Annotated in this window: 26 protein-coding genes; 14 read left to right on the plus strand and 12 right to left on the minus strand. The window is 63.9% G+C overall.

Features of this window, described 5'->3' with window-relative positions:
• The first annotated feature begins 20 nt into the window (after positions 1-20).
• The 11 genes from hutU (at position 21) to A9762_RS15850 (ending at position 13,143) form a co-directional block, all read left to right on the plus strand.
• Complete coding sequence (gene hutU, locus A9762_RS15800; protein ID WP_069342944.1) at positions 21-1,700, plus strand: urocanate hydratase; 1,680 nt, start codon at positions 21-23, stop codon at positions 1,698-1,700.
• Between the two features lie 82 nt (positions 1,701-1,782).
• The gene (gene hutH, locus A9762_RS15805; RefSeq protein WP_069342945.1) at positions 1,783-3,315 is read left to right on the plus strand and encodes a histidine ammonia-lyase; all 1,533 of its coding nucleotides are present in this window, start codon (positions 1,783-1,785) and stop codon (positions 3,313-3,315) included.
• Between the two features lie 197 nt (positions 3,316-3,512).
• Complete coding sequence (locus tag A9762_RS15810) at positions 3,513-4,892, plus strand: amino acid permease (protein WP_069342946.1); 1,380 nt, start codon at positions 3,513-3,515, stop codon at positions 4,890-4,892.
• Between the two features lie 7 nt (positions 4,893-4,899).
• On the plus strand, positions 4,900-6,117 hold the full coding sequence (gene hutI, locus A9762_RS15815; protein WP_069342947.1) for an imidazolonepropionase: 1,218 nt from the start codon (positions 4,900-4,902) through the stop codon (positions 6,115-6,117).
• Positions 6,118-6,140: 23 nt separating this feature from the next.
• The gene (gene hutG, locus A9762_RS15820) at positions 6,141-7,112 is read left to right on the plus strand and encodes a formimidoylglutamase (RefSeq protein ID WP_069342948.1); all 972 of its coding nucleotides are present in this window, start codon (positions 6,141-6,143) and stop codon (positions 7,110-7,112) included.
• A gap of 441 nt (positions 7,113-7,553) precedes the next feature.
• Positions 7,554-8,516, plus strand: coding sequence for a LysR family transcriptional regulator (locus A9762_RS15825; protein WP_083253977.1), 963 nt, complete (start codon positions 7,554-7,556; stop codon positions 8,514-8,516).
• A gap of 103 nt (positions 8,517-8,619) precedes the next feature.
• Entirely contained in the window at positions 8,620-9,624 is a 1,005-nt protein-coding gene (locus tag A9762_RS15830; RefSeq protein ID WP_069342950.1) for an ABC transporter substrate-binding protein, read from the plus strand.
• Positions 9,625-9,682: 58 nt separating this feature from the next.
• Entirely contained in the window at positions 9,683-10,450 is a 768-nt protein-coding gene (locus tag A9762_RS15835; RefSeq protein ID WP_069342951.1) for an ABC transporter permease, read from the plus strand.
• Positions 10,451-10,530: 80 nt separating this feature from the next.
• On the plus strand, positions 10,531-11,298 hold the full coding sequence (locus A9762_RS15840) for an ABC transporter ATP-binding protein (protein WP_069342996.1): 768 nt from the start codon (positions 10,531-10,533) through the stop codon (positions 11,296-11,298).
• Positions 11,299-11,380: 82 nt separating this feature from the next.
• The gene (locus A9762_RS15845; protein WP_069342952.1) at positions 11,381-12,709 is read left to right on the plus strand and encodes an FAD-binding oxidoreductase; all 1,329 of its coding nucleotides are present in this window, start codon (positions 11,381-11,383) and stop codon (positions 12,707-12,709) included.
• Between the two features lie 146 nt (positions 12,710-12,855).
• Positions 12,856-13,143 (plus strand): YciI family protein, encoded by a 288-nt coding sequence (locus A9762_RS15850; protein WP_069342953.1) that lies wholly within the window; start codon positions 12,856-12,858, stop codon positions 13,141-13,143.
• Positions 13,144-13,204: 61 nt separating this feature from the next.
• Here A9762_RS15850 and A9762_RS15855 read toward each other — a convergent pair whose 3' ends face one another.
• A complete protein-coding gene (locus A9762_RS15855; RefSeq protein WP_069342954.1) occupies positions 13,205-14,038 on the minus strand; it encodes an oxidoreductase in 834 nt (277 codons plus the stop codon).
• A 94-nt stretch (positions 14,039-14,132) separates the two neighbouring features.
• Between A9762_RS15855 and A9762_RS15860 the strand changes: the two genes are divergently transcribed.
• On the plus strand, positions 14,133-15,092 hold the full coding sequence (locus A9762_RS15860; RefSeq protein WP_069342955.1) for an AraC family transcriptional regulator: 960 nt from the start codon (positions 14,133-14,135) through the stop codon (positions 15,090-15,092).
• Between the two features lie 20 nt (positions 15,093-15,112).
• Here the strand turns inward: A9762_RS15860 and A9762_RS15865 are convergent, their stop codons facing one another.
• From A9762_RS15865 to A9762_RS15895, 7 genes are all read right to left on the minus strand, one after another.
• The gene (locus tag A9762_RS15865) at positions 15,113-15,583 is read right to left on the minus strand and encodes a DUF2269 domain-containing protein (protein ID WP_069342956.1); all 471 of its coding nucleotides are present in this window, start codon (positions 15,581-15,583) and stop codon (positions 15,113-15,115) included.
• Positions 15,580-16,833 (minus strand): SDR family oxidoreductase, encoded by a 1,254-nt coding sequence (locus A9762_RS15870; protein ID WP_069342957.1) that lies wholly within the window; start codon positions 16,831-16,833, stop codon positions 15,580-15,582. Before A9762_RS15870 ends, A9762_RS15865 begins: the two co-directional genes overlap by 4 nt.
• Positions 16,834-17,056: 223 nt before the next feature.
• A complete protein-coding gene (locus A9762_RS15875) occupies positions 17,057-17,290 on the minus strand; it encodes a hypothetical protein (protein ID WP_069342958.1) in 234 nt (77 codons plus the stop codon).
• Between the two features lie 261 nt (positions 17,291-17,551).
• Positions 17,552-18,889 carry an ATP-binding protein gene (locus tag A9762_RS15880; protein WP_069342959.1) on the minus strand — a complete coding sequence of 446 codons (1,338 nt, stop codon included), beginning with the start codon at positions 18,887-18,889 and terminating at the stop codon, positions 17,552-17,554.
• On the minus strand, positions 18,886-19,626 hold the full coding sequence (locus tag A9762_RS15885) for a response regulator (RefSeq protein ID WP_069342960.1): 741 nt from the start codon (positions 19,624-19,626) through the stop codon (positions 18,886-18,888). The genes A9762_RS15880 and A9762_RS15885 overlap by 4 nt, the downstream gene beginning before the upstream one ends.
• An 8-nt stretch (positions 19,627-19,634) precedes the next feature.
• Complete coding sequence (locus A9762_RS15890; RefSeq protein ID WP_069342961.1) at positions 19,635-19,826, minus strand: hypothetical protein; 192 nt, start codon at positions 19,824-19,826, stop codon at positions 19,635-19,637.
• A complete protein-coding gene (locus A9762_RS15895) occupies positions 19,823-20,218 on the minus strand; it encodes a GFA family protein (RefSeq protein WP_069342962.1) in 396 nt (131 codons plus the stop codon). The genes A9762_RS15890 and A9762_RS15895 overlap by 4 nt, the downstream gene beginning before the upstream one ends.
• Before the next feature lie 275 nt (positions 20,219-20,493).
• On the opposite strand from A9762_RS15895, the gene A9762_RS15900 reads away from it, so the two are divergent.
• A complete protein-coding gene (locus A9762_RS15900; protein WP_069342963.1) occupies positions 20,494-21,024 on the plus strand; it encodes a thioredoxin family protein in 531 nt (176 codons plus the stop codon).
• Between the two features lie 83 nt (positions 21,025-21,107).
• Here A9762_RS15900 and A9762_RS15905 read toward each other — a convergent pair whose 3' ends face one another.
• Both A9762_RS15905 and A9762_RS15910 read right to left on the minus strand, forming a co-directional pair.
• Entirely contained in the window at positions 21,108-21,551 is a 444-nt protein-coding gene (locus A9762_RS15905) for an Rrf2 family transcriptional regulator (protein ID WP_069342964.1), read from the minus strand.
• A gap of 25 nt (positions 21,552-21,576) precedes the next feature.
• Entirely contained in the window at positions 21,577-22,278 is a 702-nt protein-coding gene (locus A9762_RS15910; protein WP_069342965.1) for a class I SAM-dependent methyltransferase, read from the minus strand.
• A gap of 246 nt (positions 22,279-22,524) precedes the next feature.
• On the opposite strand from A9762_RS15910, the gene A9762_RS15915 reads away from it, so the two are divergent.
• Positions 22,525-24,138: a hypothetical protein gene (locus A9762_RS15915; RefSeq protein ID WP_083253968.1), complete on the plus strand. Its 1,614-nt coding sequence runs from the start codon at positions 22,525-22,527 to the stop codon at positions 24,136-24,138.
• Positions 24,139-24,263: 125 nt separating this feature from the next.
• Here the strand turns inward: A9762_RS15915 and A9762_RS15920 are convergent, their stop codons facing one another.
• Entirely contained in the window at positions 24,264-25,673 is a 1,410-nt protein-coding gene (locus A9762_RS15920; protein ID WP_069342966.1) for an amino acid permease, read from the minus strand.
• A 59-nt stretch (positions 25,674-25,732) separates the two neighbouring features.
• A partial coding sequence (locus A9762_RS15925; protein ID WP_069342967.1) for a porin occupies positions 25,733-26,814 on the minus strand: 1,082 nt, incomplete at its 5' end.

Genomic DNA, 26,814 nt, shown 5'->3' on the forward strand with positions numbered 1-26,814 from the left:
TCAGAACCAAGGGGATCACTGTGAGCCAATTCACCCGATATCGCGACGTCACCATCCGCGCCCCGCGCGGCACGCAGCTCAACGCCAAAAGCTGGCTGACCGAAGCGCCGCTGCGCATGCTGATGAACAACCTCGACCCGGACGTCGCCGAGAATCCGAACGCGCTCGTGGTCTACGGCGGCATCGGACGCGCCGCGCGCAACTGGGAATGCTTCGACAAGATCGTCGAAACCCTCAAGACGCTGGGCGACGACGAAACGCTGCTCGTCCAGTCGGGCAAGCCGGTCGGCGTGTTCAAGACCCACGCCGACGCCCCGCGCGTGCTCATCGCCAATTCGAACCTCGTGCCGCACTGGGCCACGTGGGAACACTTCAACGAACTCGACGCCAAGGGTCTGGCCATGTACGGCCAGATGACCGCCGGTTCGTGGATCTACATCGGCAGTCAGGGCATCGTGCAAGGCACCTACGAGACGTTCGTGGAAGCCGGCCGTCAACACTACGGCGGCAACCTGAAGGGCCGCTGGGTGCTCACCGCCGGCCTGGGCGGCATGGGCGGCGCGCAGCCGTTGGCCGCCACGCTGGCCGGCGCTTGCTCGCTGAACATCGAATGCCAGCAGACGAGCATCGACTTCCGTCTGCGCACGCGCTACGTCGACGAGCAGGCCAAGGATCTCGACGACGCGCTGGCCCGCATCGCCAAATACACCGCCGACGGTCAGGCCGTCTCCATCGCGCTGTGCGGCAACGCCGCCGAGATTCTGCCGGAGCTGGTGCGTCGTGGCGTGCGTCCGGACATGGTCACGGACCAAACCAGCGCGCACGATCCGCTCAACGGCTATCTGCCGATCGGCTGGACGTGGGACGAATACCGCGAGCGCGCCCGCTCGAAGCCCGCCGAGGTCGTGAAGGCCGCCAAGCAATCGATGGCCGTGCACGTGAAAGCCATGCTGGACTTCAAGGCGATGGGCGTGCCGACGTTCGATTACGGCAACAACATCCGCCAGATGGCCAAGGAAGAAGGCGTGCAGAACGCGTTCGACTTCCCCGGCTTCGTGCCCGCGTATATTCGCCCGCTGTTCTGCCGTGGCGTGGGTCCGTTCCGCTGGGCCGCGCTCTCGGGCGATCCGCAAGACATCTACAAGACCGACGCCAAGGTCAAGGAACTGATCCCGGACGACGCGCATCTGCATCGCTGGCTCGACATGGCACGTGAGCGCATCAGCTTCCAGGGGCTGCCGGCGCGCATTTGCTGGGTCGGCCTCGGCCTGCGTGCAAAGCTCGGACTGGCGTTCAACGAAATGGTACGCTCGGGAGAACTTTCGGCGCCGGTCGTGATCGGCCGCGACCATCTGGATTCCGGCTCGGTCGCCAGCCCCAATCGCGAAACGGAAGCCATGCGCGACGGCTCGGACGCGGTCTCCGACTGGCCGCTGCTCAATGCGCTGCTCAATACCGCCAGCGGCGCGACGTGGGTGTCGCTGCACCACGGCGGCGGCGTCGGCATGGGCTTCTCGCAGCACTCCGGCGTGGTGATCGTGTGCGACGGCACCGATGCCGCTGCGGCGCGTATCGCGCGCGTGCTGAACAACGATCCGGCCACGGGTGTGATGCGTCACGCCGACGCCGGTTACGACATCGCGGTCGACTGCGCCCGTGAGCACGGCCTGAACCTGCCGATGCTGAACACGGCGAAGTGATCCCGTCAGGCATCGCCACCCAATTCAAAAGCAAGACAAAGACAAGACACCCCCGACTATGTCGAATCAAGGAATTCCGTCCATGGCACAACTGTTCGTGACGCCCGGCGCCCTCACCCTGGCCCAACTTCGCGACGTCTATCAGCACCCGACCACCCTCACGCTCGACGAGAAGGCCTATGCGGCCATCGACAAGAGCGTGGCCTGCGTCGAAGGGATCGTGGCCGAAGGCCGCACCGCCTATGGCATCAACACCGGCTTCGGTCTGCTCGCCTCGACGCGCATCGCCCACGAAGACCTCGAAAACCTGCAACGCTCGCTGGTGCTGTCGCACGCCGCCGGCGTGGGCGCGCCGCTCGACGACGCCCTCGTGCGTCTGATCATGGTGCTCAAGATCAACAGTCTGGCGCGCGGGTTCTCGGGCATTCGCCGCAAGGTCATCGATGCCCTCGTCACGCTGGTCAACGCCGAGGTCTACCCGCGTATTCCCCTGAAGGGCTCGGTCGGCGCATCGGGCGACCTCGCCCCGCTCGCCCACATGTCGCTGCTGTTGCTGGGCGAAGGTCAGGCGCGCTATCGCGGTCAATGGATGAACGCCCGCGAAGCGCTGGCGGTCGCCGGTCTCGAACCGCTGACCCTCGCCGCCAAGGAAGGGCTGGCACTGCTGAACGGCACGCAAGTCTCGACGGCTTACGCACTGCGCGGTCTGTTCGAAGCGGAAGACATGTATGCCGCCGCCAGCGTGTGCGGCGCGATGACGGTCGAGGCGATGCTCGGTTCGCGCGCGCCTTTCGACCCGCGCATCCATGCGGCGCGGGGTCAGCGCGGTCAGATCGACGCTGCGGCCGTCTTCCGTCATCTGCTGGGCGAGACGAGTGAAGTGGGCCAGTCGCATGCGAACTGCGAGAAGGTGCAGGACCCGTATTCGCTGCGTTGCCAGCCGCAGGTCATGGGCGCGTGCCTCACGCAGATCCGTCAGGCTGCCGAAGTGCTCGCCGTCGAAGCCAATGCCGTGTCGGACAATCCGCTCGTCTTCTGGGAACAGGGCGACGTGATCTCCGGCGGTAACTTCCACGCTGAACCGGTCGCGATGGCGGCCGACAATCTCGCGCTGGCGCTGGCGGAAATCGGCGCGCTGAGCGAGCGTCGCATCTCGCTGATGATGGACAAGCACATGTCGCAATTGCCCGCGTTTCTGGTGGCCAATGGCGGCGTGAACTCCGGTTTCATGATCGCGCAAGTGACGGCCGCCGCCCTCGCGTCCGACAATAAAGCCTTGGCACATCCGGCCAGCGTTGATAGTCTCCCGACCTCGGCCAACCAGGAAGACCACGTCTCGATGGCCCCGAACGCCGGTAAGCGGCTTTGGGAGATGGCCGATAACGTCAAGGGCATCATCGCGATCGAATGGCTGAGCGCCGCTCAGGGCCTGGATTTCCGCGAAGGTGTGAAGTCCACCCCGGCCCTCGAACGCGCACGCGCCCTGCTGCGCCAATCGGTTCCGTTCTACGATAAGGATCGCTATTTCGCCCCGGACATCGAGGGGGCGAGCGAACTCATCGCACAGCGACAACTGAGCGCACTCGTGCCCGCCGGTACGTTGCCGAGCCTCTGAGTCACCGAGCCAGTCGTTTGATTCCCGCCCTGCCGGGGCGAAACGAACAGTGATTCGCGCTCCGGCTTTGTGGCGTACCGGGTTGCCCCCTCGTATGCCGGCCCTTTCAGTTCGCTGACGGGGCCGGTCGACGTACCACCCGATTTCCCTCGCCGCCCGTGTCTGCGGGCCGGCCTACTAGGTCTTCAGGAGACAGCTTGAAAAACCTGCAACGCAATCTGAGCGCGCGGCACATCCGCTTTCTGGCGCTGGGCTCTGCCATCGGCACCGGTCTGTTCTATGGGTCGGCTTCGGCCATCCAGCTCGCCGGTCCGGCGGTCATTCTGGCGTACATCCTCGGCGGCGCAGCCGTCTACATGGTGATGCGCGCCCTCGGAGAGATGGCCGTGCGTCAGCCGGTAACGGGATCGTTCGGGCGCTACGCCCGCGACAACCTCGGGCCGCTGGCGGGATTCCTCACGGGCTGGACCTACATTCTCGAGATGGTCATCGTCTGTCTGGCGGACGTGACGGCGTTCGGCATCTATATGGGGTTCTGGTTCCCGGACGTTCCCCAATGGATCTGGGTGCTCGGCATCGTGATGCTGATCTGCGGCCTGAATCTGTGCAACGTGAAGGTCTACGGCGAGATGGAGTTCTGGCTGGCACTGGTCAAGATTCTCGCCATCGTCGCCATGATCGTGGGTGGCGGCGTGATTCTGCTGACCGGCGTGCAGATGCACAGCGAACATGCCCCGGCAGTGAGCAATCTGTGGGCGCATGGCGGCTTCATGCCGAATGGCTGGGGCGGACTGGTGGCCTCGCTCGCGGTTGTGATGTTCGCGTATGGCGGCATCGAGATCATCGGCATCACGGGCGGCGAAGCGAAGAATCCCGAGACGGTGATTCCGCGGGCGATCAACGCCGTGCCGGCACGCATTCTGCTGTTCTACGTGCTGACGATGTGCGTGCTCATGGCGATCTTCCCGTGGACCGGGATCGGCAGTCAGGGCAGCCCGTTCGTGCAGATCTTCTCGGGGCTGGGCATCAAGTCGGCGGCGGCGATTCTCAACGTGATCGTGATTTCGGCGGCCATCTCGGCCATCAACAGCAACATCTTCGGCGCGGGTCGCATGATGTTCGGCATGGCCGAACATGGTCAGGCCCCGGCGATCTTCTCGGCGACGTCGCGTCACGGAGTGCCGTGGGTCACGGTGCTGGTGATGACGGCCGCGCTGCTCGGCGGCGTGGTGCTCAACTACCTGATCCCGGAAGGCGTGTTCCTCATCATCGCGTCGATTGCGACGTTCGCCACGGTCTGGGTGTGGCTGATGATCCTGCTCTCGCAGGTCGCGATGCGTCGCCGTCTGTCGGCCGAGGAAGTCGCTGCGCTGAAGTTCAAGGTGCCGCTGTGGCCCGTCGCACCGGCACTGGCCATCGCCTTCATGCTGTTCGTGATCGGGGTGCTCGGCTATACGGAAGACACGCGCGTCGCGCTCTATGTCGGCGCCGGCTGGATTGCACTGATGTCGGCGGCGTATCAATTCGGCGTCAAACCCAAGGAAGCGCAACTGCGCAACCAAATGCGTCTGGAATAAGACCCACATGAAACGTACCTACTGGAAGCACTGCCACGTTGCGACCCTGCGCGACGGCCGCTACAACACCATCGAAGACGCCGTGATCGTCACGCACGGCAAGCAGATCGAATGGGTTGGCCCGCGCGGCGAGCGCCCGGCTTCCGGCGCGGATGAATGCATCGATCTTAACGGGGCCTGGGTCACACCCGGCCTGATCGATTGCCATACGCACCTGGTGTTCGGCGGCAACCGTAGTCTGGAGTTCGAGCAACGTCTGCAGGGCGTGAGTTATGCCGAAATCTCGGCTGCGGGGGGCGGCATCAAGCACACGGTGCGGCACACCCGCGATGCGACCGAAGACGCCCTCTTCGCCTCGGCCCGCAAGCGTCTGCTCGCCTTGATGCGCGACGGGGTGACCACCGTCGAGATCAAGTCCGGCTACGGGCTCGATCTGAACAGCGAACGCAAGATGCTGCGCGTGGCGCGCCGGCTCGGGGAAGCCCTGCCGGTGACCGTGAAGACGACGTGTCTGGCGGCTCACACCGTGCCGTCCGAATTCGCGGGCAAGGCCGACGAGTATGTGAACTACGTCTGCTCGGAGATTCTGCCGACGCTGGCCGAGGAACGTCTGGTCGACGCCGTGGATGCCTTCTGCGAGACGATCGCGTTCTCGCCGGCGCAGGTCATGCGCGTGCTGCTGCGCGCACAGAAGCTGAAGTTGCCCGTGAAGCTGCACGCCGAGCAACTCTCGCCGCTGGGCGGGTCGAGCATGGCGGCTGAGTTGGGGGCGTTATCGGCAGACCATCTCGAGTACATGACGGCCGAGGATGCCGCCGCGATGGGCCGCGCCGGCACGGTCGCGGTGCTGCTGCCCGGGGCGTTCCACATGTTGCAGGAGACACGGCGTCCGCCAGTGGATCTGCTGCGTCGTCATGGCGTAGATATCGCCGTGGCGTCGGATCTGAATCCGGGGACATCGCCTGCGTTGTCGCTGCGTCTGATGCTCAACATGGCCTGCACGCTGTTCGGGCTGACGCCGGAAGAGGCGCTGGCAGGAGTCACACGCAACGCCGCCAAGGCGCTCGGCATGCTCGACACCCACGGCACGATCGAAGCCGGGAAGACGGCGGATTTTGTTGCCTGGGAGATCGAGCGACCGGCGGAGCTGGCTTACTGGCTGGGTGGTGAGTTGCCTTCGCGCACGGTGCGCCACGGCGAGTTGCGCGATCTCGCGTCCGTCTGATCCGGTCAACAGGAGATTTTTTCATGGTCACATCATTGAAACCGGTGGTCGGCAGCACGTCGGACGGGCCGGTCTGGCAAGGCCGCACGGACACCGGCGAGCGCGGCGACACACGCCGTCTGTTCAACGTGGTGCGCGAGATCGATGCGCGCGCCGAACGCCCGGAGAGCGGCGCGCCCGTGCTTCTGGGCTTTGCCTGCGATGCAGGCGTGAAGCGCAATCAGGGACGCATCGGCGCGTCGGATGGCCCGCAAGCCATTCGTCGCGCGCTGGCGAATCTTCCGGCCCACGACATCGCGTGCTTGTACGACGCGGGCGACGTCACGTGCGAAGGCGATGCGCTCGAAGCCGCGCAACAGGCGCTCGCCGATGCCGTACGCCGTCAACTCGACGCTGGCGCGACGCCGGTAGTGCTCGGTGGCGGCCATGAGATCGCGTGGGGCACGTGGCAAGGACTGCGGGCGCATCTCGACGCACAGGGCGACCGCTCGCGCGTGCTGATCCTGAATCTCGACGCGCATTTCGATCTGCGTACGGCGCGCCCGGGCACCTCGGGCACGCCGTTCGACCAGATCGCCCACGCGTGCGAAGCGGCGGGGTTACCGTTCGATTACGCCTGCCTCGGCGTGAGCCGTCTGAGCAATACGGCATCGTTGTTCGAGCGTGCGGATGCGTTGAAAGTCACGTACGTCGAAGACACGGAGATGCAGGACCGGCATCTCGAGGCGCGCCTTGCACAGATCGATGCGCTGATGGCTGACGTCTCTCACGTCTACCTGACGATCGATCTCGACGTGCTGCCCGCGCCCGTCATGCCGGGTGTCTCGGCACCGGCGGCTTACGGCGTGCCGATGCCGGTCGTCGAAGCCATCGTCACGCACGTGCGCCGCTCAGGCAAACTGCGCGTTGCCGATCTCGCCGAGTACAACCCGCGTTTCGACGCCCAAGGGACCGGGGCGCGTGTGGCAGCGCGTCTCGCTTATCGGTTGTTGTAACACCGACGACATCGTCTGGCCCGGAAGGGAGGTCATGCCTTCCGGGGCTTCTCCCGGCCTTGTCCTGCCGCCCTCGCCTGACCCGCCTCCCACGCCCACAGTCAGACGGACCGAGGCCCCATTCCGCCTCTCAGACATAGACCCAACTCGATTCGGAACGGGGCCTCGGTCCGTCCCTCTCGATCCCCTCAGTTTCTCTTTCCCCACCGTCCTTTCCTTTGCGTCGATTTCATCTGTCGAGACGAGCTTCGTTCGCTCGTGCGCGTTTTGCCTCCGTAATTCCCATGGCCTAATACAAAGTATTAGTTTTACTTAACTTCGTTTTGTTTTAGCGCCTTCCATCCCTACAATCGCCAGAAATTCTTATACCGATTCACCGCCGCGCCTCAGGAAAGCCGTTCTCATCCCCTGATACGCGTGCGCCGAACTGGAGACATGGCGATGAAAAAGCGCGCAGACCTCGACGTCAGATCGTTGCGGATCTTCGAAGCTGTAGCCTCGGCTGGCAGCCTCTCGGGCGCCGCCGAGACGCTCGGCGTCACGCAATCCGCCATCTCGCAAGCCATCGCCCAAATCGAACAAACGGTCGGCACACGTGTGCTCGACCGCTCGCGCCGTCCGCTCAAGCTCACCCCGGCCGGACTGGCGCTCTCGCGTCACGCCCGCCAGATCGTGGACGATATGGACCGGCTCATCGCTCAGGTGCAAGACGCCGACGTCGCCAGCCGCGCCGCCGTGCGTGTCGGCATGATCGACTCGTTCGCGGCGACGGTTGGACCCTCGATCGTCCGGCAGATGTCCGGGAGCACCAGCGAACTGCTGCTCTGGTCAGGCCTCGCCAACGGCCATGCGCAGGCTCTGCTCGCCCGTCAGTTGGACCTGATCGTCACGAGCGATCCCATGCACGACATGGAGCGTCTGGTGCGCCGTCCGATTTTCACGGAGCCGTTCATCGTCGTGGTGCCGAAGTCGCGTGAGGCCGATCTCGCACAGGCCGACCTGAGCGAACTGATCCGCTCGATGCCACTGATTCGCTTCTCGGGACGCTCTCACTTCGGGGCCGTGATCGAGCGCCATTTGCGCCGCACCGGGCATTCGCCACGCATGCACCTCGAAATCGACACGTCGGACGTCGTGATGTCGATGGTCGCCGCCGAAGTCGGATTCACGATCGCTACGCCGCTCTGCCTCTTGCAGGGCCGCGCATCGCTGCCCCAGGTCGCCGCGCTGCCCCTGCCCGGCCCCGCGCTCTCGCGCACGATCTACCAGGTCTCGCGTGAAGGCGAGGTCTCCGAGATGGCGTCGCAGTGCTTTCTGGCCGGTCGCCTCGCACTCGCGCAGGAGGCCTTCCCGGAACTACGCCGCGTCATGCCCTGGCTGGGCGAGCGCCTGGCGTTGTGCTGATCCACCGCCCGGGGCGCCGGGCTAGATGACCTTCACCTGAAGCGCACCCATCGTGCAAATCGAGTATTCACCGCGAATAACACAGCCTACAAAGGAGACACGCATGAACCTCTCACGACGCAAATTCCTCCATACTAGCGCCGCCCTGTCGGCGGCCGCCGCCGCAGGAGGAATGACGCTGCCGGGCATGGCCCGCGCGGCAGACGCCACCACCGTCCAGTACGGCGGCTCGGCATGGCTCGGCCACTATCCGGCCTATCTCGCCATGAAGTCGGGCGCGCTTGCCGCCGCCGGCATCGACCAGCAATGGCAGGCGTTCGGCACGTCGTCGGCCCGCATGAGCGCCGTGCTCTCGGGTGGCATCGACATCGCCTGCACCGGCATCGTGTCGGCCCTCGCGCTGATGGCTCGCGGCTCGAAGCACTTCTCCATCGTGGCCGTGCCCGAGAGTTTCGGGAAGGTGGAAGGCCTGTTCGTGCGCGACGGCGTGAACTCGCTGCAAGACCTCAAGGGCAAGAAGCTCGGTTTGACGTTCGCGTCGAGCGCGCATTTGCTGGTGCTGGATCTGCTGGGTAGCGCCGGGCTCTCGAACGATGTGACGGTGCTCAACGTCCCCGCCCCCGAACTTCCGGGGGCGATCCAGTCGGGTCAGATCGACGCCGCCGCAGCCTGGACGCCGCAGTTCAACCGCATTCGCGCCATGACGGGCATGAAGCTGCTGGCCGACGACACGCAGTTCTCGCTTTATAAGAAGTACAACGTGACCCCGGGTCCGGACGTGCTGATCGTGCGCAACGCCTGGGCCGAGAAGAACGGCGACGCCGTGCGCAAGTACCTGAAGGTGTATTTCGATGCCTGCCAGACACTGCGCGACAAGCCCGACGACGCCGCCCGCACGCTGATCGGCCTGACCGGCATGTCGGCGCTTGACCAGATCGAGACGATCAAGGGCGCCGAATGGTACAGCCTCGCGCAGCAGACGCAACTGCTCAAGTCGCCGGGCAGTTACGTTGACGGCCTGCAACGACTGGCCGAAATGCTCGTGACCTACAAGCAGATCGACAAGGCGCCTGCGGTGCGTCAGTGGATCAACACGTCGTATCTGTAAGCATTCGCGCGCCGGTGCGCTGGCATGGCGTACCGGCACACGCCTGAGGAGTCTGATTGTGAATCATCGTCAACCGTCCCGCGCCACGTTGCTGGGTGTGGGGTTTGCGTCCGTGGTCGTGTTCCTGCTGGCATGGGAAGCGGCCTGCCGCACCGGGATCGTCGATCCCCTGTTCCTGCCGCCGCCCTCGGCCGTCGCGGAACGTATCGTCGCCATGATGGCCGACGGCTCGCTGCTCTCGAACGTGCTCGCCTCCACCCGGCGGGTGATGACGGGCTTCATCGCGGCCACTGTCGTTGCCATTCCGCTTGGCATCGTGCTGGGTACGTCGAGCTACGCGCGCGCCGCGTTCGACCCGATCCTGTCGTTCCTGCGCCCGCTGCCGTCGATGAGCTGGATTCCGCTCTCGCTGCTGTGGTTCGGCATCTCGGAGACGCAGAAGTACAGCATCGTGTTCATGGGCACGTTCGCCCCCGCGCTGGTCTATGTGATCGAAGCCACGCGTAACGTCGACCCGCTGTTGATCCGCGCTGCGAAGAATCTGGGCGCGAGCAACTGGCAGGTGATGCGTGAGGTGATTCTGCCCGCGAGCCTGCCGCAGATCCTCTCCGGCCTGAAGATCATTCTGGGGCTGTCGTGGACGTGCGTAATCTCGGCCGAACTGGTCGCCGCCCGCGAAGGACTCGGCTTTCTCATCATGAACGGCAAGGAGTTCTTCCAGACGGAAGTCGTCGTGCTCGGCATGGTGATGATCAGCGTCACGGTGCTGGTGACGGATATCGTATTTCGCGCCATCGAGCGCAAGGTGTTGAGGTGGCAAGCATGAACGATCGTATCGATTCCCAGGCCGGTGCACAGACCGCTCAGGCGGCATCGGGCGCTACGTCCAGAGGCGAGTCGGACACGATGATCGCCATCGATGGCGTGTCGAAGCGTTACGGCGACTTCCAGGCCCTTGAGCGTGTGGACATGAACATCGCACGCGGCGAATTCGTGGTACTGCTCGGCGCGTCCGGATGCGGCAAGTCGACGCTGCTCAATCTAATCACCGGTTTCGACGCACCGACCACCGGCCAGATCCGTGTGAACGGCCGCGAGGTCAAAGGCATCGACCCGCACTGCGGCATGGTCTTCCAGCAGTACGCGCTGTTCCCGTGGCTGAGCGTGCTCGATAACGTCGCCTTCGGTCTGAAGATGAAAGGGATCGACAAGGCCACGCGCTACGCCACGGCACGCCGCTATATCGAGATGGTCGGCCTGAAGGGCTTCGAAGATCGCTATCCGAAGGCGCTGTCCGGCGGTATGCGGCAGCGCGTGTCGATTGCGCGCGTGCTCGCCAACGATCCGGACGTCATTCTGCTCGACGAACCGTTTGCGGCGCTCGACGCCATGACGCGTCAGGTGTTGCAGGAAGAACTGCTCCAGATCTATCAGAAGAGCGGCAAGACGATCGTGTTCATCACCCACTCGATCGACGAGGCACTGATGCTGTCGACGCGCATGGTGATCATGAGCGCACGGCCGGGTCGCGTGGCCTGCGATCTGCCCAACGATCTCCCGATGCCGCGCGACGCACAGGTGCAGCTTTCGCCGCGCTACAACGAACTCAAATCGCAAATCTGGAACACCGTGCAAACCGAAGTGATGCGCAGTCTCGAGAGTCAGGCGGCATAACAACGCGAGACGCCGGACGCCGGCGCCACTCGCGACGTCGCTCCCCTAGCCACCTTCGGCAAGCCCCCGCATTTCTATTGTCATGTCCAATCAAGTCACTTCCTCCCGCCACGTGCGGGATACGTTCCCCGCTTATCAGGCGGGCGCCGGCTGGAACGCCCTGCTGCCGGCACGCGCGCCGCATACGCAGGCGCCGGCAGGGCACAGCTTCGACGTCATCGTCATTGGTGCGGGCTTCACCGGGCTGGCGGCGGCGCGTCGCGTCGCGGAGCTTCGGCCGGACGCTTCGGTGCTGGTCGTCGACGCCACCACTGTCGGCAATGGCTCAGCCGGCCGCAATTCGGGCTTCCTCATCAACCTGCCGCACAACACCGGCATGGGCGGACACGGCAGCCCGGTCGAAGTCGCGCGCAAGCAGATCCGTCTGTACGACATCGGGCTGAAGTGGCTTCACGAGCTGGTGACGACACACCGCATCGATTGCGGATGGAATCCCGTCGGTAAGTACCACGCGGCCGCAACGCCCGATGGCGAACAACGGCTGCGCGACACGCTGGCGCAATATCGTGACTGGGGGGTGACCTACCGCGAGCTGACGCGCGACGCCTTGCGCAGCGAAATCGGCACCGACTATTACGGCTACGGCTATCACTCAGACAACAATGTCTTCGTGCAACCCGCGGCCCTCGTGCGCGGACTGGCGGACAGTCTGCCGGCGAATGTCCGGTTGTGGGAAAACGAGCCGGTCGTGACGCTCGATGGCACCGGGCCATTCACGGTGACGACGGCATCGGCGCAGTTGCGTGCCGGTCAGGTCATCGTGGCGAACAACGGGTTCGCCCGCAAGCTGGGGCTGGCGCGCGATCGCGTCTTCACCATCTACACGTACGCCGCGATGACACCGGCCCTATCTGCCGACGAACTGGCCAAGCTCGGTCCGGCGCGTGAATGGGGCGTGATTCCGGCGAACCGGCTGGGCACCACGCTACGCAAGACGCTCGGCGGCCGCTTCATCGTGCGCAGCGCTTATTCGTACGAGAAGGAGCGCCCGATGGCCAACGTCGACGCGATGCTCACCGACGCTTATCAGCGGCGCTATCCGCAGATGGCATCGCACAAGTTCGAGCATGTCTGGGGCGGTGTGACGGCGCTCACCCGCAACGGGGCACTTTACTTCGGCGAGGTGCGCAAAGGGCTGTTCACGTCGCTCGGGTGCAATGGCGCGGGCGTGCTCAAGGGCAGCATGTTCGGCAAGCTGCTCGGCGAGATGGCCTGTGGCCACCATTCGCCCGAGCTGGCCGACGCGCTGGGCTTCGAGCGCCCCACGTGGCTGCCTCCGGAACCGATCCGGCGGGTGGCAATCGTCTCCGCGATCCAGTATCAGAAGCATCGGGCGGGGCTGGAGCGCTGAGGCTGACGAGCGCTTGCGGTATGCGTCGGTATGGCTGTCACACGTGATGAAACGCTGGACAACGTCTGTCCAGCGTCAGCCCCGGCGAATTGCTACACTGGCTCCCGAGCGGCATTTGCCGCGTTTTTCCCGATAAAGGCAGCCTGATGTACATCGTCGAACTGACATATCTGCAACCTGTAAGCGCCGTTGACGTCCAGCTCGAAGCGCATCGTGCGTTTCTTTCCACGCAATACGAACGCGAGGTCTTCATTGCCTCCGGCCCCAAGGATCCGCGCGAGGGCGGCATCATCGTCGTCTCCGGCAAGGTATCGCGCGAGGAACTCGACGCGATCATCGCGCAAGACCCGTTCCACATTCACGGACTCGCCAGTTACCGCGTCATCACCTTCAATCCCGTCAAGTTCCTTCCGCAAGTCGCCGGTCTGCTCTGATTGGGTAATACGGCCCGCGCTTGCGCTGAAAGGCAAGTCGCGGGTCGCTGCATTTTCAGACTCAACCGTCCGTCGACACCGTGACCGGCTCCCACTGGCTGAACTCGTATTCCAGCGCCGTCAGATGCTCCCTCACGAGCTTCAGCGCATCGCTGCCGAGCAACAGGTGCGCAGGCGGATGCGCAGAGTCGATTGCGGTGAGCATCGCGCGCGCGGCTTTGACGGGATCGCCGAGTTGCTTCCCGTTCTTCTCCTCCCGCGCACGACGCACCGGATCGAAGCTCGCGTCGTAATCCGCAATCGAGCGAGGCGTCCGGGCCATCGAGCGGCCCGCCCAATCGGTGCGGAACGACCCGGGCGCTACCGCCGTCACCGAGATACCCAGCGGCGCGACCTCCTTGCCCAGACTCTCCGAAATCCCTTCCAGCGCGAACTTGCTGCCGCAGTAGTAAGTAATGCCCGGCATCGTGATGTGCCCGCCCATCGAGGTGATGTTCAGAATGTGACCGCGCCGACGCGCACGCATGAACGGCAACACCGCCTTGATCATCGCCACCGCACCAAACACGTTCACATCGAACTGCCGACGCATCTCCGATAGCGGCGATTCCTCCAGAATCCCCTCGTGTCCATAACCCGCATTGTTGACCAGCACATCGATGGGACCGATGTTCGCTTCGATCTCGGCCACCACGCCGTCGATCGCGTCGAAATCGGTCACGTCGAGCACGCGAGCAAACGCATGCGTCTCGGATAGCGACGTGAAATCCCGCATCGCCGCCTCGCTTCGCACCGTTCCGACGACCGTATGCCCGGCCCTCAGCGCCTCTTGCGCCAGTGCCCGACCAAAACCACTGCTGACGCCCGTAATGAGCAGAATCTTTCCCGTTGCCATTGTTGCCTCTCCAAAATATTCATCAGAGAGTGCATACTAGTATTACGAAAAGCGGTTATTAAGCCGAAATTCACTAATTATCTTGCCTAAAACTATGAAGCAGAAGATCAGCCCGGCGAACTCCCAAGGTGACCGGGCCCGAACCCTTGCCCTGCTCCGCGCGCTTGCCCCCGACGAGGGATACAACCTCACGGCACTGCCGAGCGTTCGTATTCTTCGTTCCGATCGGAAGCTCTCACGCACGCCCGTGCTGTACGATCCGGGCATCGTGATCGTCTGTCAGGGCAGAAAGCGCGGTTACTTCGGCGACCGGCTTTATCAATACGACGAGGATCATTATCTGGCCGTGTCGGTCCCGGTCCCCTTCAGTATGGAGACGGACGCGACACGCGACCGGCCACTGCTGGCGCTCTATCTGCATCTCGACTTTACGATGGCCGCCGAATTGGCCGCACAGATCGACCGCGAAGGCACGGCCCGGCATGAAGCGCCGCCGCAGAGCATGATGTCCACACCGATGGATGCCCCGATGCGGGGTTCCGTGCTGCGCTTTCTCGAGGCCATGAGTTCGCCGCTCGAAGCCGCCGTGCTCGGACAAGGCCTGCTGCGCGAAATCTACTTCCGTGTACTGACCGGCGCGCAAGGCGGCGCCATGCGTGAAGCGCTGGCGATGCGGGGGCAATTCGGCCGCATCGGCCGGTCGCTGCGTCTGATCCATGCCGGATATGCCGACCCGCTCGACGTCACGCAACTTGCCGAAGAAGCTGGCATGAGCGTTCCGAGCTTTCACAGTCATTTCAAGGCCATCACGCAGGTCTCGCCCATGCAGTACGTGAAGTCGACGCGGCTGCATCAGGCGCGCTTGCTGATGGTGCGTCAGGACCTGACGGCAGAAGCCGCCAGCCATGCCGTGGGCTATACCAGCGCGTCGCAATTCAGCCGGGAGTTCAAGCGCCTCTTCGGCGCGACGCCCGCCGCCGAAACCCGACGCATGCGCGAGAGCTTCGCCATTCCTGCCGCGTTTGCCGATGCAATTTACGTGTCGTCGCATTGACGACGAAAGCCATCACACCATCACGTCGGCTTGAACACCATCAGGAAGTAAATCACCACCATGGCCACGAACGCCGGATATCCCAGTCGCTCCCATCGCTTCGCGAATTGCCAGTAGCGCGCCGGCAAGGTATCCCGGCCGGCCTGCTGAGCGACACGCGCCATCTTCGTCATCTCGATCTGCATCCACACCACGGGCAACCAGCACACGCCGGCGATGGCATACAGGATCAAGGTAGCGACAACCCACGCGCTACTCCACCCCCATCCCGCTGTGTGGACCAGCCACAAACCGGATAGCGGCTGGAACAGCACCGCCGGCGTGGTGAACCACCAGTCGGCACGGACCACCAGTCCGGAAACCGCCGCGATGGCCGCCACCGAGCGTGTGCGATTCACGAAGTAGAGGTAAAACGCCGACCCGAATCCCGTGCCGACCAACAGGACCGACGACAGAATGTGCAAGACCTTGATCGTGAGATAGAGCGTCATGGTGCGGTGTCCTCGCTGAACAGCATCAGCAGAATGGCCAGAATGGGCAGGTTCTTGAGCACGGGACCAAACGGATGCCACAACATTTCCGGCATCGTGACGGCGATGATCGACGAATAGGCCACGATCACGACCGCCTGCGCCAGCCAAAGCCGGCGCCCCGGCCGGACGATCGTCATGACGCCGAACACGAGGTCGATTCCCGTCGCCAGCCAGAACGACGCACTGGCGTAGCCTCCATGCAGATGGCTGCGTGCGAGCATGGCCAGACTGTCGGCGCGCGGATAAAGAAAAACGCTCGATACGACGGTCCAGAGCCAGATCACGGCCAGCACGCCTCTGAGTAGCGGTGAGCGCCATGCGCCAAGCGCCCGATCACGCAGCATCGAAGCGTCAGCGCCGATGAACGTGCGCAAACCAGCGGGTGAACGCTGAAGAATGGCCTGCGTCTGTGCGGGATCCCCGGTGCTGCCCGATTGCAGCATGTGCCACGTGTCGCGTGTCAGCATCGACCCGGGCACGCGATCCAGCAGTGCTGCCCCGAGGCCGATCGCCCACCCCGGCATGGACACCCGGCAAGCCGGACCAAAGCCCAGCGACGTACGATAGATCGACAGCATCTCCCGGTAGGCCACGTCTTCTCCACCGACAATCTCCACGACCTTTTCGTCAACGTGCGCGCCACGCAACAACCGCTCGACGATCTCCGCCAACTCATCCACATGCACCGGGCGCAACCGTTGATGCCCACCGCCCGGCAGCACGTGCAGAGGAAGGCTGGCAAGCGAGCGGAAGAACGATGCCGACGCCCCCGAGATACCGTAGACCAGCGCGGGACGCACCACGTACGCATCGACGGACAACGATTGCAGATGGTCATCCGCCGCTCGCTTGCTCCGAAAATAGGCCGTCGTCCCGGACTGAGCACCTAATGCAGAAATCTGGATGACGCGGCCGACGCCGCAACGCTGGCAAGCGTCGAACAAGGCGATGGGCCCGCGCGTGTGGACGCGCTCAAACGTCTGCCGACGGTCCTCGATCAGAATGCCCACCGCATTGATCACCGCATCGACATCGCTCAGCAAGGCATCCCACTGGGCGGGCGCAACGTCTCGCGTGTAGTCGATCTCGACATCGTCGCCTGCCTCGATGCGTCGCACGCCCCTGAGCACGTGGTGCCCGGCCCGTTCGAGCCGTTCGCAAAGCGCTGCGCCGATAAACCCGCGCGCGCCACAGACCAGCACTTTCATGACGCCTCCGATTCGGTTTTCGTACCGTGTAGCGTCAATCTAGTTATTTCATTTGTTTCTGTCAATACAGAAATAACGGAATAAAAGAAAACGGGCCGAATCCTGCTTTGGTGCAGAACTCAGCCCGCAGTCTGCCGGTAGTCAGCTTGAAGCCGCTCAGCGACGCCCGGCGATGCCGGGCGTTTTCGGGGATGTCCAGTCTTGCTGGCCCGGCAACTAGCCGTCATGCGCCTTTGTACAGCGTCATGTTCAGGTAGTCGATCTCACCCGACGTGGCAGCGCTTTGCAGTTCTTTCTTGACTTGTGCCGTGGTGAGCGACGGGCCGTTGTCCGGCATCCAGTGAGCGGCCGAGACGGCGTTGCCGGTGCTCGTCAGGACTTGATCCGTGCCAGCGGCGTAAGCAGCGCCAGCGGTGCCGAGGGTAGCGAGCGAAACAGCGATCAGAAGGGCTTTCATGGTGAGACTCCAGAGAATTTAAGGGTAAGTAACGTTCGAGCGCTTCAGGTTCGGTGCTGGCATCTGCCTGGCTGCCGTGCGCCTGTTGCGCCGCCGTTGAAACCATTAGACTCCCCGGACGTATCTGCCATTTGTCTGACGAGGCGCTTATTGCAATCGTAAGTACCCGCGACAACGTCAGACAAACTACGATACAAATGCCCGGTCGATACCTCGCTAATGCTTCGCTAATTCATCGCCAACTCGTCGCCAACTCGTCGATTAGGCCTTGAGCGAAAGCCGTGCTTCCAGGCCACCACCCTCGCGATTGCGTAACGTCAGCGTGGCATCCATCGCCTGCGCCAGTTGACGCGCAATCGCCAGCCCCAGGCCCGTGCCGCCCGTGTGACGGTTGCGCGAGGTCTCCAGGCGCACGAACGGTGCAAAGACCCCTTCCAGCATGTCTTCGGGAATCCCCGGGCCGCGATCCGCCACGATCACGTCAATGCCATCGGTGCGCTGGGTCACCACGAGATGCGCAACGTTGCCGTACTTGAGCGCGTTATCGACGAGGTTGCCCACGATTCGGCGCAAGGCCTGTGGACGCGTCACGATCGGGTGACCGATCTGCCCTTCCAGCGTGACCGGAGACCCGGCGTCCACGTAATCACACACGAGGCTGTCGAGCAACGCGTCGAGGTCGACCTTGCGCGGCGCTTCCGACGCACCGTGCAAGGTTCGCGCATAGGTCACGCCTTCCTTGACGAGTGACTCCATCTCCTTCAGATCCTGTTGCAGACGTACCGCCGCCGCCTCGTCGTCCATCGTGTCGACGCGCAGCCGCATGCGGGTAATCGGTGTCTGCAAATCGTGGGAGATGGCCGCAAGGATCTGCATGCGCTCGGTCATGTAGCCGCTGATACGCTCCTGCATCGCGTTGAACGCACGCGCCGCGCGCGCCACTTCGGACGGACCGTCCTCCTTCAAACGCTCTGCGCGCAAATCCGGCCCCAGGGCATCGGCCGCTTTCGCCAGCGCGTTCAGCGGACGCGTCGCCAGTCGCACCGCCAGCCAGCAGCAGGCTGCGATCAGCACCAGTTGCAGGCCGAGCATGGCGGGCAACCAGCCGGACAGCGGCAAATTCGGCGTGGGAAACACGTCGATGGTGAGCGGCGATCCATCGCTCAGTCGCAAATGCGCCTGAAGGCGGTCGGCATCGCCCGGCACGCTATCGACCGTCACCGGATACGACACCCCGATGGATTCTTCGATCACGCGCGCGACCTGCATCGCCGCGCCTTCGTCGGGCTTGCCGCCGGGCACGCCCGTGCCGAGTTCGAAGCGATAGCTGCGCCGCGCCAGACGCGGCAGCCACTGCGCGCGTTCGGCCGCCGGCAGGTGATCGAGCAATGCGACCGAGCTCGCCACCTCGCTCTCGATGTAGACGCTCATCATGTTCGACGTCACGCGGTTGCGCTCGGTCATGGTGAGCCAGAACGAGAACGTCTGCGAGAGTGCGAGGCCGACGAAAAGGATGAGGGCGAGCCGCGCGAACAACGAGCGCGGCCAATGCCAGTTCAGGGATCCAGAGGCCGGGACCGGCGGCGAAGAGGTTGTCATTCGGGAGCGGAGACGACGGTGACCGCCGCGCAGAATACATAGCCTTCGTTGCGCAACGTCTTGATATAGCGAGGCTCACGCGCGCCGTCGCCCAGGCGCTGGCGCAAACGGCTGATGAGCAGGTCGATGGACCGATCGAAGGCGTCGGCCTGCCTGCCCTGCGTGAGGTTGAGCAACTGGTCGCGCGTAAGCACGCGTTGCGGATGATCCAGCAATACACGCAGCAGCCGGTATTCCGCACCGCTGAGCGCCACCTGTGTGCCATCGGTGTCCAGCAGATGACGGGCCGTGGTGTCGAGCTGCCAGTCGCCGAACGCGAGCACTTCGGCTGTCTCGGTGATCTGCATCCCCGGCGGCAGCATGCGCGTGCGGCGCAATACCGATTTGATACGCGCCAGCAGTTCCCGCACGGCAAAGGGCTTGGCAAGGTAGTCGTCGGCGCCCATCTCCAGCCCGACGATCCGGTCGGTTTCTTCGCTGCGCGCGGTCAGCATGAGCACCGGCACCGCCTTGAACTTGCCCGCCCGAAGCTCGCGGCACAGCACGAGGCCGTCGTCGCCGGGCAGCATCAGGTCGAGCACGATGAGGTCGGGGGCGCCGTCGGCCAGCACCGCGCGCATCTCGCGCCCGTTGGCCGCCGTGCTCACGCGCATGCCGTTCTTCTCGAGATACTCGGCGAGCAGTTCCCGAATCCCACGATCGTCGTCGACGATCAGCACATGATCGATTTTTTCCATGCGGACGATTATAGCGACGCGCGTTGCGGCACACGGCCCTTGCCATCCCCGGACAAGGGGGGATCCTTGCGACGCCGGCCACGTTCCGTTTCCGGCAGCACACGGCGGCTCGCCGGGGCGAGATCGCACTGCAACGGGTGCACGGCTTCCACGCTCAGGCCGCCCGCCAGAAATGCCAGCACGCTGAGCAGGCGTTTCATGCGTCCTCCACGACGGAGAGCTTCTGCCCGTCGGCCACCGAAGCGTCCAGCGCATACGGGTCGACACCTTCCAGACAACCGATGTTCGCACGCCACATGCCGGGCATCGTGCGCGAGGCATGGAACGGGTAGATGCCGCAATGCTTGCAGAAGTAGTGCTTCGCCACCCGGGTATTGAACTGGTAGCAGGTCAGGTCTTCCGCGCCCGAAAGGATGCGCAGGCTGGCTTCGGGAAAGGCAGGCGTCATGAGCGCGCCCTTGCGCCGGCACAGGCTGCAATTGCAGCGGGCGGCCGGCTCGATGGGCGTGACGACCTCAAAACGGACGGCCCCGCAGTGGCAGGAACCCTGAAACACCTCAGACGACCGCTGGGACGACGTGGGGGACGACATTGGGGACGACATGGATCAACTCCAGGTGGGTCCGCACCGGCGGCGCGGTCGATGACCGCTTTATAGCCTAACCGTTTCGCCCGTTTGTATCACTGTGTATCTGGACCCCGCTCCGATACACGACATTGCCGAAATGCGGCTTTTTGCACACATGACAGATACGCCCGGGCAGTGAAATACGGCTACCGACTCACTTGACCCCACGTACCCCCACGTAACCCCTTGTAACCCGCCACACCGGTTACACAGGTTGCACAGCCCAGGAGAAAACTGCCATGTTGACCATGCTCAGAAGTGCCTTCGTCGCCCTCGCCCTCACGGGTCTCGCCGCTTGCGCTCCGTCGCAGGCGCGCCCCCTCGCTGGCGGAACCGCCCCCGAATTCACCGGCATCGACAACTGGCTCAACAGCCAGCCGCTCACCATGCAGCAACTGCGCGGCAAGGTCGTGCTGGTCGATTTCTGGACGTACTCGTGCATCAACTGCATCCATACGCTGCCGTACGTGAAGCAATGGCACGAGAAGTACAAGGATCAGGGATTGGTCGTGGTCGGCGTGCACACGCCGGAGTATGCCTACGAGCGTGATACGAAGAACGTGCAAGACGCGATCCGTCGTTTCGGCATTACCTATCCGGTCGCACAAGACAACCGCTACGCCACGTGGAAGGCTTACGACAACCTGTACTGGCCGGCGTTCTACCTCGTCGACAAGTCCGGCAAGATCGTCTACACGCACTTCGGCGAAGGCGATTACGATAAGACGGAAGCGGCTATCAAGGCGCAGTTGGCCGCGCCGCAGCCGTAACGAGAGACAGCGGGAACCAGGATCACGGGAATCGACGGGAATCGACGGATAAAGGCGATTCCCGTCTTCACGCTGAACGCCCGTCAGCTTGCCGCAGCCTCATGCTGCGCGCACAGCGCGTCGAAATTCTGGGCGAGATCGGCCAGCGAGATCGCACCGAGCCGGGCAATCAGAATCGCTTCGGCCTCGCGCAACGCGCCGTCGAGCGCGGCATTCACCGCCCGTTCGACGGCACACTCCGGGTTGTCGCTCTCGACGCCAATGGCGAAGATGTTCGGCCCGCCCACGGCGCGGTGAATGTCGAGCAGCGTGACCTGACGTAAATCGCACGCGATCGTCCAACCCCCGCCGTGCCCCTTGTCGGAGCGCACGTAGCCCGCGTCGCGCAGCCCGGCCATCGTCCTGCGGACCACTACCGGGTTCGTTCTCAGCATCTGCGCCAGTTGCTCGGAGGTGAACGGCGCATCGTGCCGCGCCATGTGCAGCAGCACGTGCAGCATTCGAGACAGTCGGCTATCGCTTCTCATTGTTTCCTTTCATCACTGGTTCTGGTCACGCTCCTCGAACGTCGAGCGCCTGACGCGCAAACCAGGCGTGGATCAGGCCACTCTGGAAGAAACGCACCGGCACGTCGAAACCGCCTTCGCGGAGGATGTCGTCCATCGCCTCGGGCGGCACCACCGCCACCTGAGAGCCGTAGATGCCTTGCGCACGCTCACGCGCTTCCGGCGACACCGACATCATCTCGAACCATACCTCAAGCAAGCGGCTTCCGGCGATGGACGTCATGTCACATGCAAGATCCGCGCTCGCGAGATAGCCGCCGGGGCGCAGCCGTCTGGCAATTCCCCGGAAAAAGGCGCGGCGCTCGGCCGGATCCATCACGAACTGGGAGACGAGAATCGACGTCGCGGCATCGAACGGTGCGCTCTCGGGCAGCGAATCGAGAAATCCCTCGTGGAAACGACACCGCGACGCAATCCCCTGCGCCTCGGCCTTGGCCCGAAAGACGTCCAGCATCGGCCCGGACGGCTCCACCGCCGTGAAACGCCAGTCCGGATGACGCTCGGCGAGATAAAGAATCTCCGCCCCCGTGCCGGCACCGACACTGAGTACGTGTGCATCGGCCGGCAACGGCGCGAAGACATTGTCCAGCACCAGTTGCATCGCGTCGCGCAGGGGCGCCATGGCGCGCCACGTCTGGTCGTACGTGGCAGCGTGCTGGTCGAACATCGCGATGGTGTCTTGTTGCATGGCTCAACTCCCGAGGATGGATTGGCGTTATTCGTAACTTTTGATGTTTCATAATGCCATGTAACGCCCCTCGGGGGCAAGTCCCGCGGCCGGGATGGCTTGAAGGTCTGTCAGCGCCGGAATCGGCCCGCCCCCGCTGAAAATGAGGAGCCGCCCTAAATATTGGCGTCTGAAGGTCGTTAATGCTGTTGATCGCCCTGGTTTCCTTACCGGGGCTTACAAGGACAACCGACGACACGCCCCCCGATGACGTCTATCAACACAGCCACGAACCTCCTCGCGCTCACGACCGGCGACATTGCCTCGCGGGCAGCGAACGCCTCGAACACCGCGAATGCCACCGGTACCGGCAACGTGCCAGCGACTGGCGCAGTGACCGGCACCGTCGACTCGACCCGCGTCACGCTCACGCAGGCGCCGCCCGTCGCCAACTGGCCGACGTACGCCCAGCCCGTCGCCAATGGCGCCGTGCTGAACTGGCAGCAAGTGCCGTCGGACGCCATCTCGCTCCTGATGTCCGGCAACATGTCGACGACTTCGCTCGGCAATCGGATCGACCAGCTTGGCTCGACGCTGCTTTCCGCCATCTCCAAGGGCGCGACGTCGTTCTCGCAAAGCGTCTTCCGCTCGACCTCGGCCGCCCCCGCGACCGACGCCGATCTCGCGGTGCAGCAATCGAAACTGCAAGGCGGCGCCGACAACCAGTTCGCGCTGTCGATCACCACGGCCAGCGGCGCACAGGTCACCGTGAAGCTCGGCAGCAGCGACGACGGACTGTCGGTCGAATTCGAGGTGACGAAGGGCACGCTTACCGATGCCGAACGCGACCAGCTCGGCAAACTCGGCGATGCGTTCCAGAACGCCGTCAACGGTCTCGCGAAGCAACCGCCGGTCATCGACTTCAGCGGGCTGACCGGCTTCGATTCGTCGGTCCTGAAGTCCGTGGATCTCTCGGCCACGCTCGGCGCGAATACCGGCGCGCCGCAGACCATCACGTTCCACGCCGATGCGTCTCTGCGGTCGATGCACGTCGACGGCCCGAGCGGCAAGTTCGACGTCAACGTCGATCTGAAGAATCTCCAGGCCATCGGCAGCCCGACCGCCCAGAAAGCCGCGCTCGCCGCATGGCTCGACCGGTTCGACACGGCACAGAGCCGGGGCAACGGCGACGCCTCGCTCATGAGCATGTTCAAAGCCGCGTTCACGGGCCTGAACAGCAACTACCCGCCGGCCGCCACGTTGCCGCGCATCCCGCTGAACAACGCCGACAAGTCCGTGCTGAGCGGACTGGCAGACTTCAACGCCTCGATTTCGCAGACGCCGAAGTCGCCGAACCCGATGCGTCCGTCCGAGATCGATTCGTTTAACTATCAGATCTCGCAAAGCACGCAGATCGGCGGCACCGATATGCTCAATCGCACCATTGGGCAGCAAACGCAGGCGACACTGAGTGCGAGCTATCACCGTTCGCTGTGGGCCGGCGTGCCGCTGAATCTGACCAGCGACCCGAAGTCGCAGAACTATGAGTACGTGAAGGTCGAGGACACGGCCAGGAGTGCCGTGGATGTGGGGTACCGCAACGGTCTGCTTGCCTACGCGCAAGCGAACCGCTCGGCCAGTCAGACGACGCAGGTGCAGCGCTATGAGATGGCGAAACTCGTGAGCGACGTCACGACGCCGGTGTCCGCATCGAGCAGTAGCGATCTGCTGACGCTGCTCCAGTCGATCATGCAGAACGACGCCGCCCGTGCGACGAAGCCCTCGGCCAGTCAATCGGCCGACGACGCTGCCGTCGACGCCGTGCGCAAGCGGACTTCGCTCGAAGTCGACCCGACGCGCCTCAAGGCTGCCGCAAAGTAAGCACGACGGGATCCGTTCGCCCCCGCGACCGCCTCATGGCGTCACGGGGGCGAGCTGTCTCGCGAACCACGAAGATCGCGCCGCTGTCGTCAGCCCGGCGCGATCCTGTAGAACGCCCTAGCGCGTCAGTTCCCCTGCCCCCGGGCCTGCACGGCCGCACCGCCATCACGTTGGCGGTACCAGAGCGCGTACACGACCGACAACGCCACCACGAACGGCACGCCGTAGATCAGCGTCATGCGGAACTCGTCGGTGAAATAGGTCGTGACGAGCGTCGCCAGCATCAGCAGCGCCCCCGCCAGACTGGCGTACGGATACCCCCACATGCGAAAGCCCAGCGACTTCGCGTCGTGCGCCCGGCGGAAGTACAGATGCGTGACGAAGATCATCAGCCACGTGAACATCGCACCGAACATCGACACGGACATCATCAGCGTGAACGACGCTTGCGGCGCCATCACATTGAGTGCGACCGCGAGCGCAATGCCGATGGTCGAGAGCATCAGCGCGGCGACAGGCACCCCGTTGCGGCTGACCTCGCCAAAGCGACGCGGCGCATACCCGGCACGTGAGAGCGAGAACATCATGCGGGTGGTGATGTACAGCTGACTGTTCATCGCAGAGAGCGCGGCGACCAGAATCACCAGATTGATGACGCCAGCCGCCCCCGGGATATGCGTGGCCGCCATCACCTTGACGAACGGACTACCGTCTTCCCCGGCCGCGTTCCACGGCACGATCGCCAGCGTCAACGCCAATGTCAGCAGGTAGAAGAACACGAGCCGGAACATCGTCGCGCGAAACGCACGGGTGATCGCGCGTTGCGGATCCTGCGCTTCGCCCGCCGCCACCGCGATCATCTCGATGCTCAGGTAGCTGAAGATCGACACGATCACGGCCACCCACATGCCCCACGCGCCTTTCGGGAAGAACCCGCCATGCGACGTGTAATTCGCCAGCCCGATGCCGCTCGCCTCAGGCGCACGGAAGACGATGTACGCGCCGAGGATCAGGAACCCGACGATGGCCACGATCTTGAGCATTGAGAACGCATATTCGACCGCGCCGAACACCTTGACGCTGGCCGCGTTGATCGCTATCAGGCCCGCCGAGAAGCCAACGATCCAGTACCAGCCCGGCACGGCCGGAAACCAGTACTTCATGTAGACGGCAATAGCCGTGACCTCGGTGCCGACGGCAAACACGATCGACGACCAGTAGCCGTAGCGCACCAGAAACCCGGCCAGCGGCCCGATGTAATGCTCGGCGTATGCGCCGAACGATCCCGACGTGGGATGCGCGACCGTCATCTCCGCCAGACACCCCATCAGCAACAGCGCGATGGCGCCGCCGATGGCATAGCTCAACAGCACGCTCGGCCCGGCGAAGCCGATGGCAAACGCGCTTCCCAGAAAGAGGCCCGTACCAATGGCCCCGCCAATTGCAATCATCGATAACTGCCCGCTGCTCAAGCCGCGGTGCAGTCCTTTCTCTCGCTCGACAATGCTGTCGAAGCCCGGTTGTGTCGTACTCAAGATCGTCTCCTGTGAATCTCGTGAATCAGGGGGATGGAAAATTGATGAGGCATGGCGGATCAGAAGGTGTGCTCGATACCGACACCGATGCCTCGGTAATGCACACCTGGCGGCGCACTTCCACCGTTGGCGCCGAAATTCGGACGCGGGGAAAAGCCGTAGCTGCCCCACGCCCGGTTGATGACCTGGTAGTACGCGACGTACACGTCGGTCCGTCGGGAAAAGTCGTAGCGGTAGCCGAGATTGAGTTGCGTCGCGCCCAGATCGTCGGTGTTGCAGGTGGACCCGCCCACGCGCGAGCACGCGCCGTTCATCGCGAAACCGCCGCCGAGCCAGACGGAGTGCCGTCCTCCGCCGAAGAAGTGCTGAACCATCGCGTAGAAGGCGTCGCGGCGGTAACGGTTGAGATTGCCGGCGGTGCCGTCGTCGGTGCGATACGTCAACCGGTCCCAGCCCGCGACCCACTTCGTGTTCGCGTACGTGAACACGATGAGCACCTTGTGGGCGTCGTCGGTCGAGCCCGTGGCCTTCGACCCCGCGTTCGACGGATTCGCGCTCGCCGGCGCTCCGAGCCATGCCAGACCGAAGTAGTCTTTGTGAAGCTCATAGGCATAGCGAAAGCGCAGCGGGCCGTTCACGTACTCCAGTCCGGCACCGAAGACCTGCGGCGAAATTTCACCTGCGGGCGTCGTCACCCGGCCGTTGGAAAGCGAGTAAGAGAACCGCAATTGCAGCCCCGCCCATTCGGGTGTCCAGTACTGGAGCGAGTTGCCCTGACGGCGGTTGAATGTGGCATCGGCCGCATTGTTGACACGCCCAGACTGCGTGGTCGTGTTCGGCACGTTGAAGCCCGGATTGCTCAGGATCGTGCTCAGGTCACCGGTGTACGGATTGCGCACCGGCGAGCCGACGGAGAGCGTCGACCATTGATACGGCGTATCCCAGTTGCCCAGAAACGCCGTGCCGAACGGCCCCTTGAGTCCGACGTTCGAGTTGCGCCCTCCGATGGACCCTGTCGTCTTGCCGTCGATGGAGACCGGTGTTTCGATCTGCCAGATCGCGGCATAGCCATCGCCCAGGTCCTCCTTGCCGCGCATGCCGAAGTAGGAAATGCTGGACAGCATGCGGGTGCCGCTCATCT

The organism is Pandoraea sp. ISTKB, from assembly GCF_001721285.1.
Classification (GTDB): Bacteria; Pseudomonadota; Gammaproteobacteria; order Burkholderiales; family Burkholderiaceae; genus Pandoraea; species Pandoraea capi.

Bases quoted from the DNA above. Each gene is read 5' to 3' on its own strand.
- hutH (WP_069342945.1), top strand. From the start codon at position 1,783: ATGGCACAACTGTTCGTGACGCCCGGCGCCCTCACCCTGGCCCAACTT.
- hutI (WP_069342947.1), top strand. From the start codon at position 4,900: ATGAAACGTACCTACTGGAAGCACTGCCACGTTGCGACCCTGCGCGAC.
- hutG (WP_069342948.1), top strand. From the start codon at position 6,141: ATGGTCACATCATTGAAACCGGTGGTCGGCAGCACGTCGGACGGGCCG.
- A9762_RS15825 (WP_083253977.1), top strand. From the start codon at position 7,554: ATGAAAAAGCGCGCAGACCTCGACGTCAGATCGTTGCGGATCTTCGAA.
- A9762_RS15830 (WP_069342950.1), top strand. From the start codon at position 8,620: ATGAACCTCTCACGACGCAAATTCCTCCATACTAGCGCCGCCCTGTCG.
- A9762_RS15840 (WP_069342996.1), top strand. From the start codon at position 10,531: ATGATCGCCATCGATGGCGTGTCGAAGCGTTACGGCGACTTCCAGGCC.
- A9762_RS15845 (WP_069342952.1), top strand. From the start codon at position 11,381: ATGTCCAATCAAGTCACTTCCTCCCGCCACGTGCGGGATACGTTCCCC.
- A9762_RS15850 (WP_069342953.1), top strand. From the start codon at position 12,856: ATGTACATCGTCGAACTGACATATCTGCAACCTGTAAGCGCCGTTGAC.
- A9762_RS15855 (WP_069342954.1), bottom strand. From the start codon at position 14,038: ATGGCAACGGGAAAGATTCTGCTCATTACGGGCGTCAGCAGTGGTTTT.
- A9762_RS15860 (WP_069342955.1), top strand. From the start codon at position 14,133: ATGAAGCAGAAGATCAGCCCGGCGAACTCCCAAGGTGACCGGGCCCGA.
- A9762_RS15865 (WP_069342956.1), bottom strand. From the start codon at position 15,583: ATGACGCTCTATCTCACGATCAAGGTCTTGCACATTCTGTCGTCGGTC.
- A9762_RS15870 (WP_069342957.1), bottom strand. From the start codon at position 16,833: ATGAAAGTGCTGGTCTGTGGCGCGCGCGGGTTTATCGGCGCAGCGCTT.
- A9762_RS15875 (WP_069342958.1), bottom strand. From the start codon at position 17,290: ATGAAAGCCCTTCTGATCGCTGTTTCGCTCGCTACCCTCGGCACCGCT.
- A9762_RS15880 (WP_069342959.1), bottom strand. From the start codon at position 18,889: ATGACAACCTCTTCGCCGCCGGTCCCGGCCTCTGGATCCCTGAACTGG.
- A9762_RS15885 (WP_069342960.1), bottom strand. From the start codon at position 19,626: ATGGAAAAAATCGATCATGTGCTGATCGTCGACGACGATCGTGGGATT.
- A9762_RS15890 (WP_069342961.1), bottom strand. From the start codon at position 19,826: ATGAAACGCCTGCTCAGCGTGCTGGCATTTCTGGCGGGCGGCCTGAGC.
- A9762_RS15895 (WP_069342962.1), bottom strand. From the start codon at position 20,218: ATGTCGTCCCCCACGTCGTCCCAGCGGTCGTCTGAGGTGTTTCAGGGT.
- A9762_RS15900 (WP_069342963.1), top strand. From the start codon at position 20,494: ATGTTGACCATGCTCAGAAGTGCCTTCGTCGCCCTCGCCCTCACGGGT.
- A9762_RS15905 (WP_069342964.1), bottom strand. From the start codon at position 21,551: ATGAGAAGCGATAGCCGACTGTCTCGAATGCTGCACGTGCTGCTGCAC.
- A9762_RS15910 (WP_069342965.1), bottom strand. From the start codon at position 22,278: ATGCAACAAGACACCATCGCGATGTTCGACCAGCACGCTGCCACGTAC.
- A9762_RS15915 (WP_083253968.1), top strand. From the start codon at position 22,525: ATGACGTCTATCAACACAGCCACGAACCTCCTCGCGCTCACGACCGGC.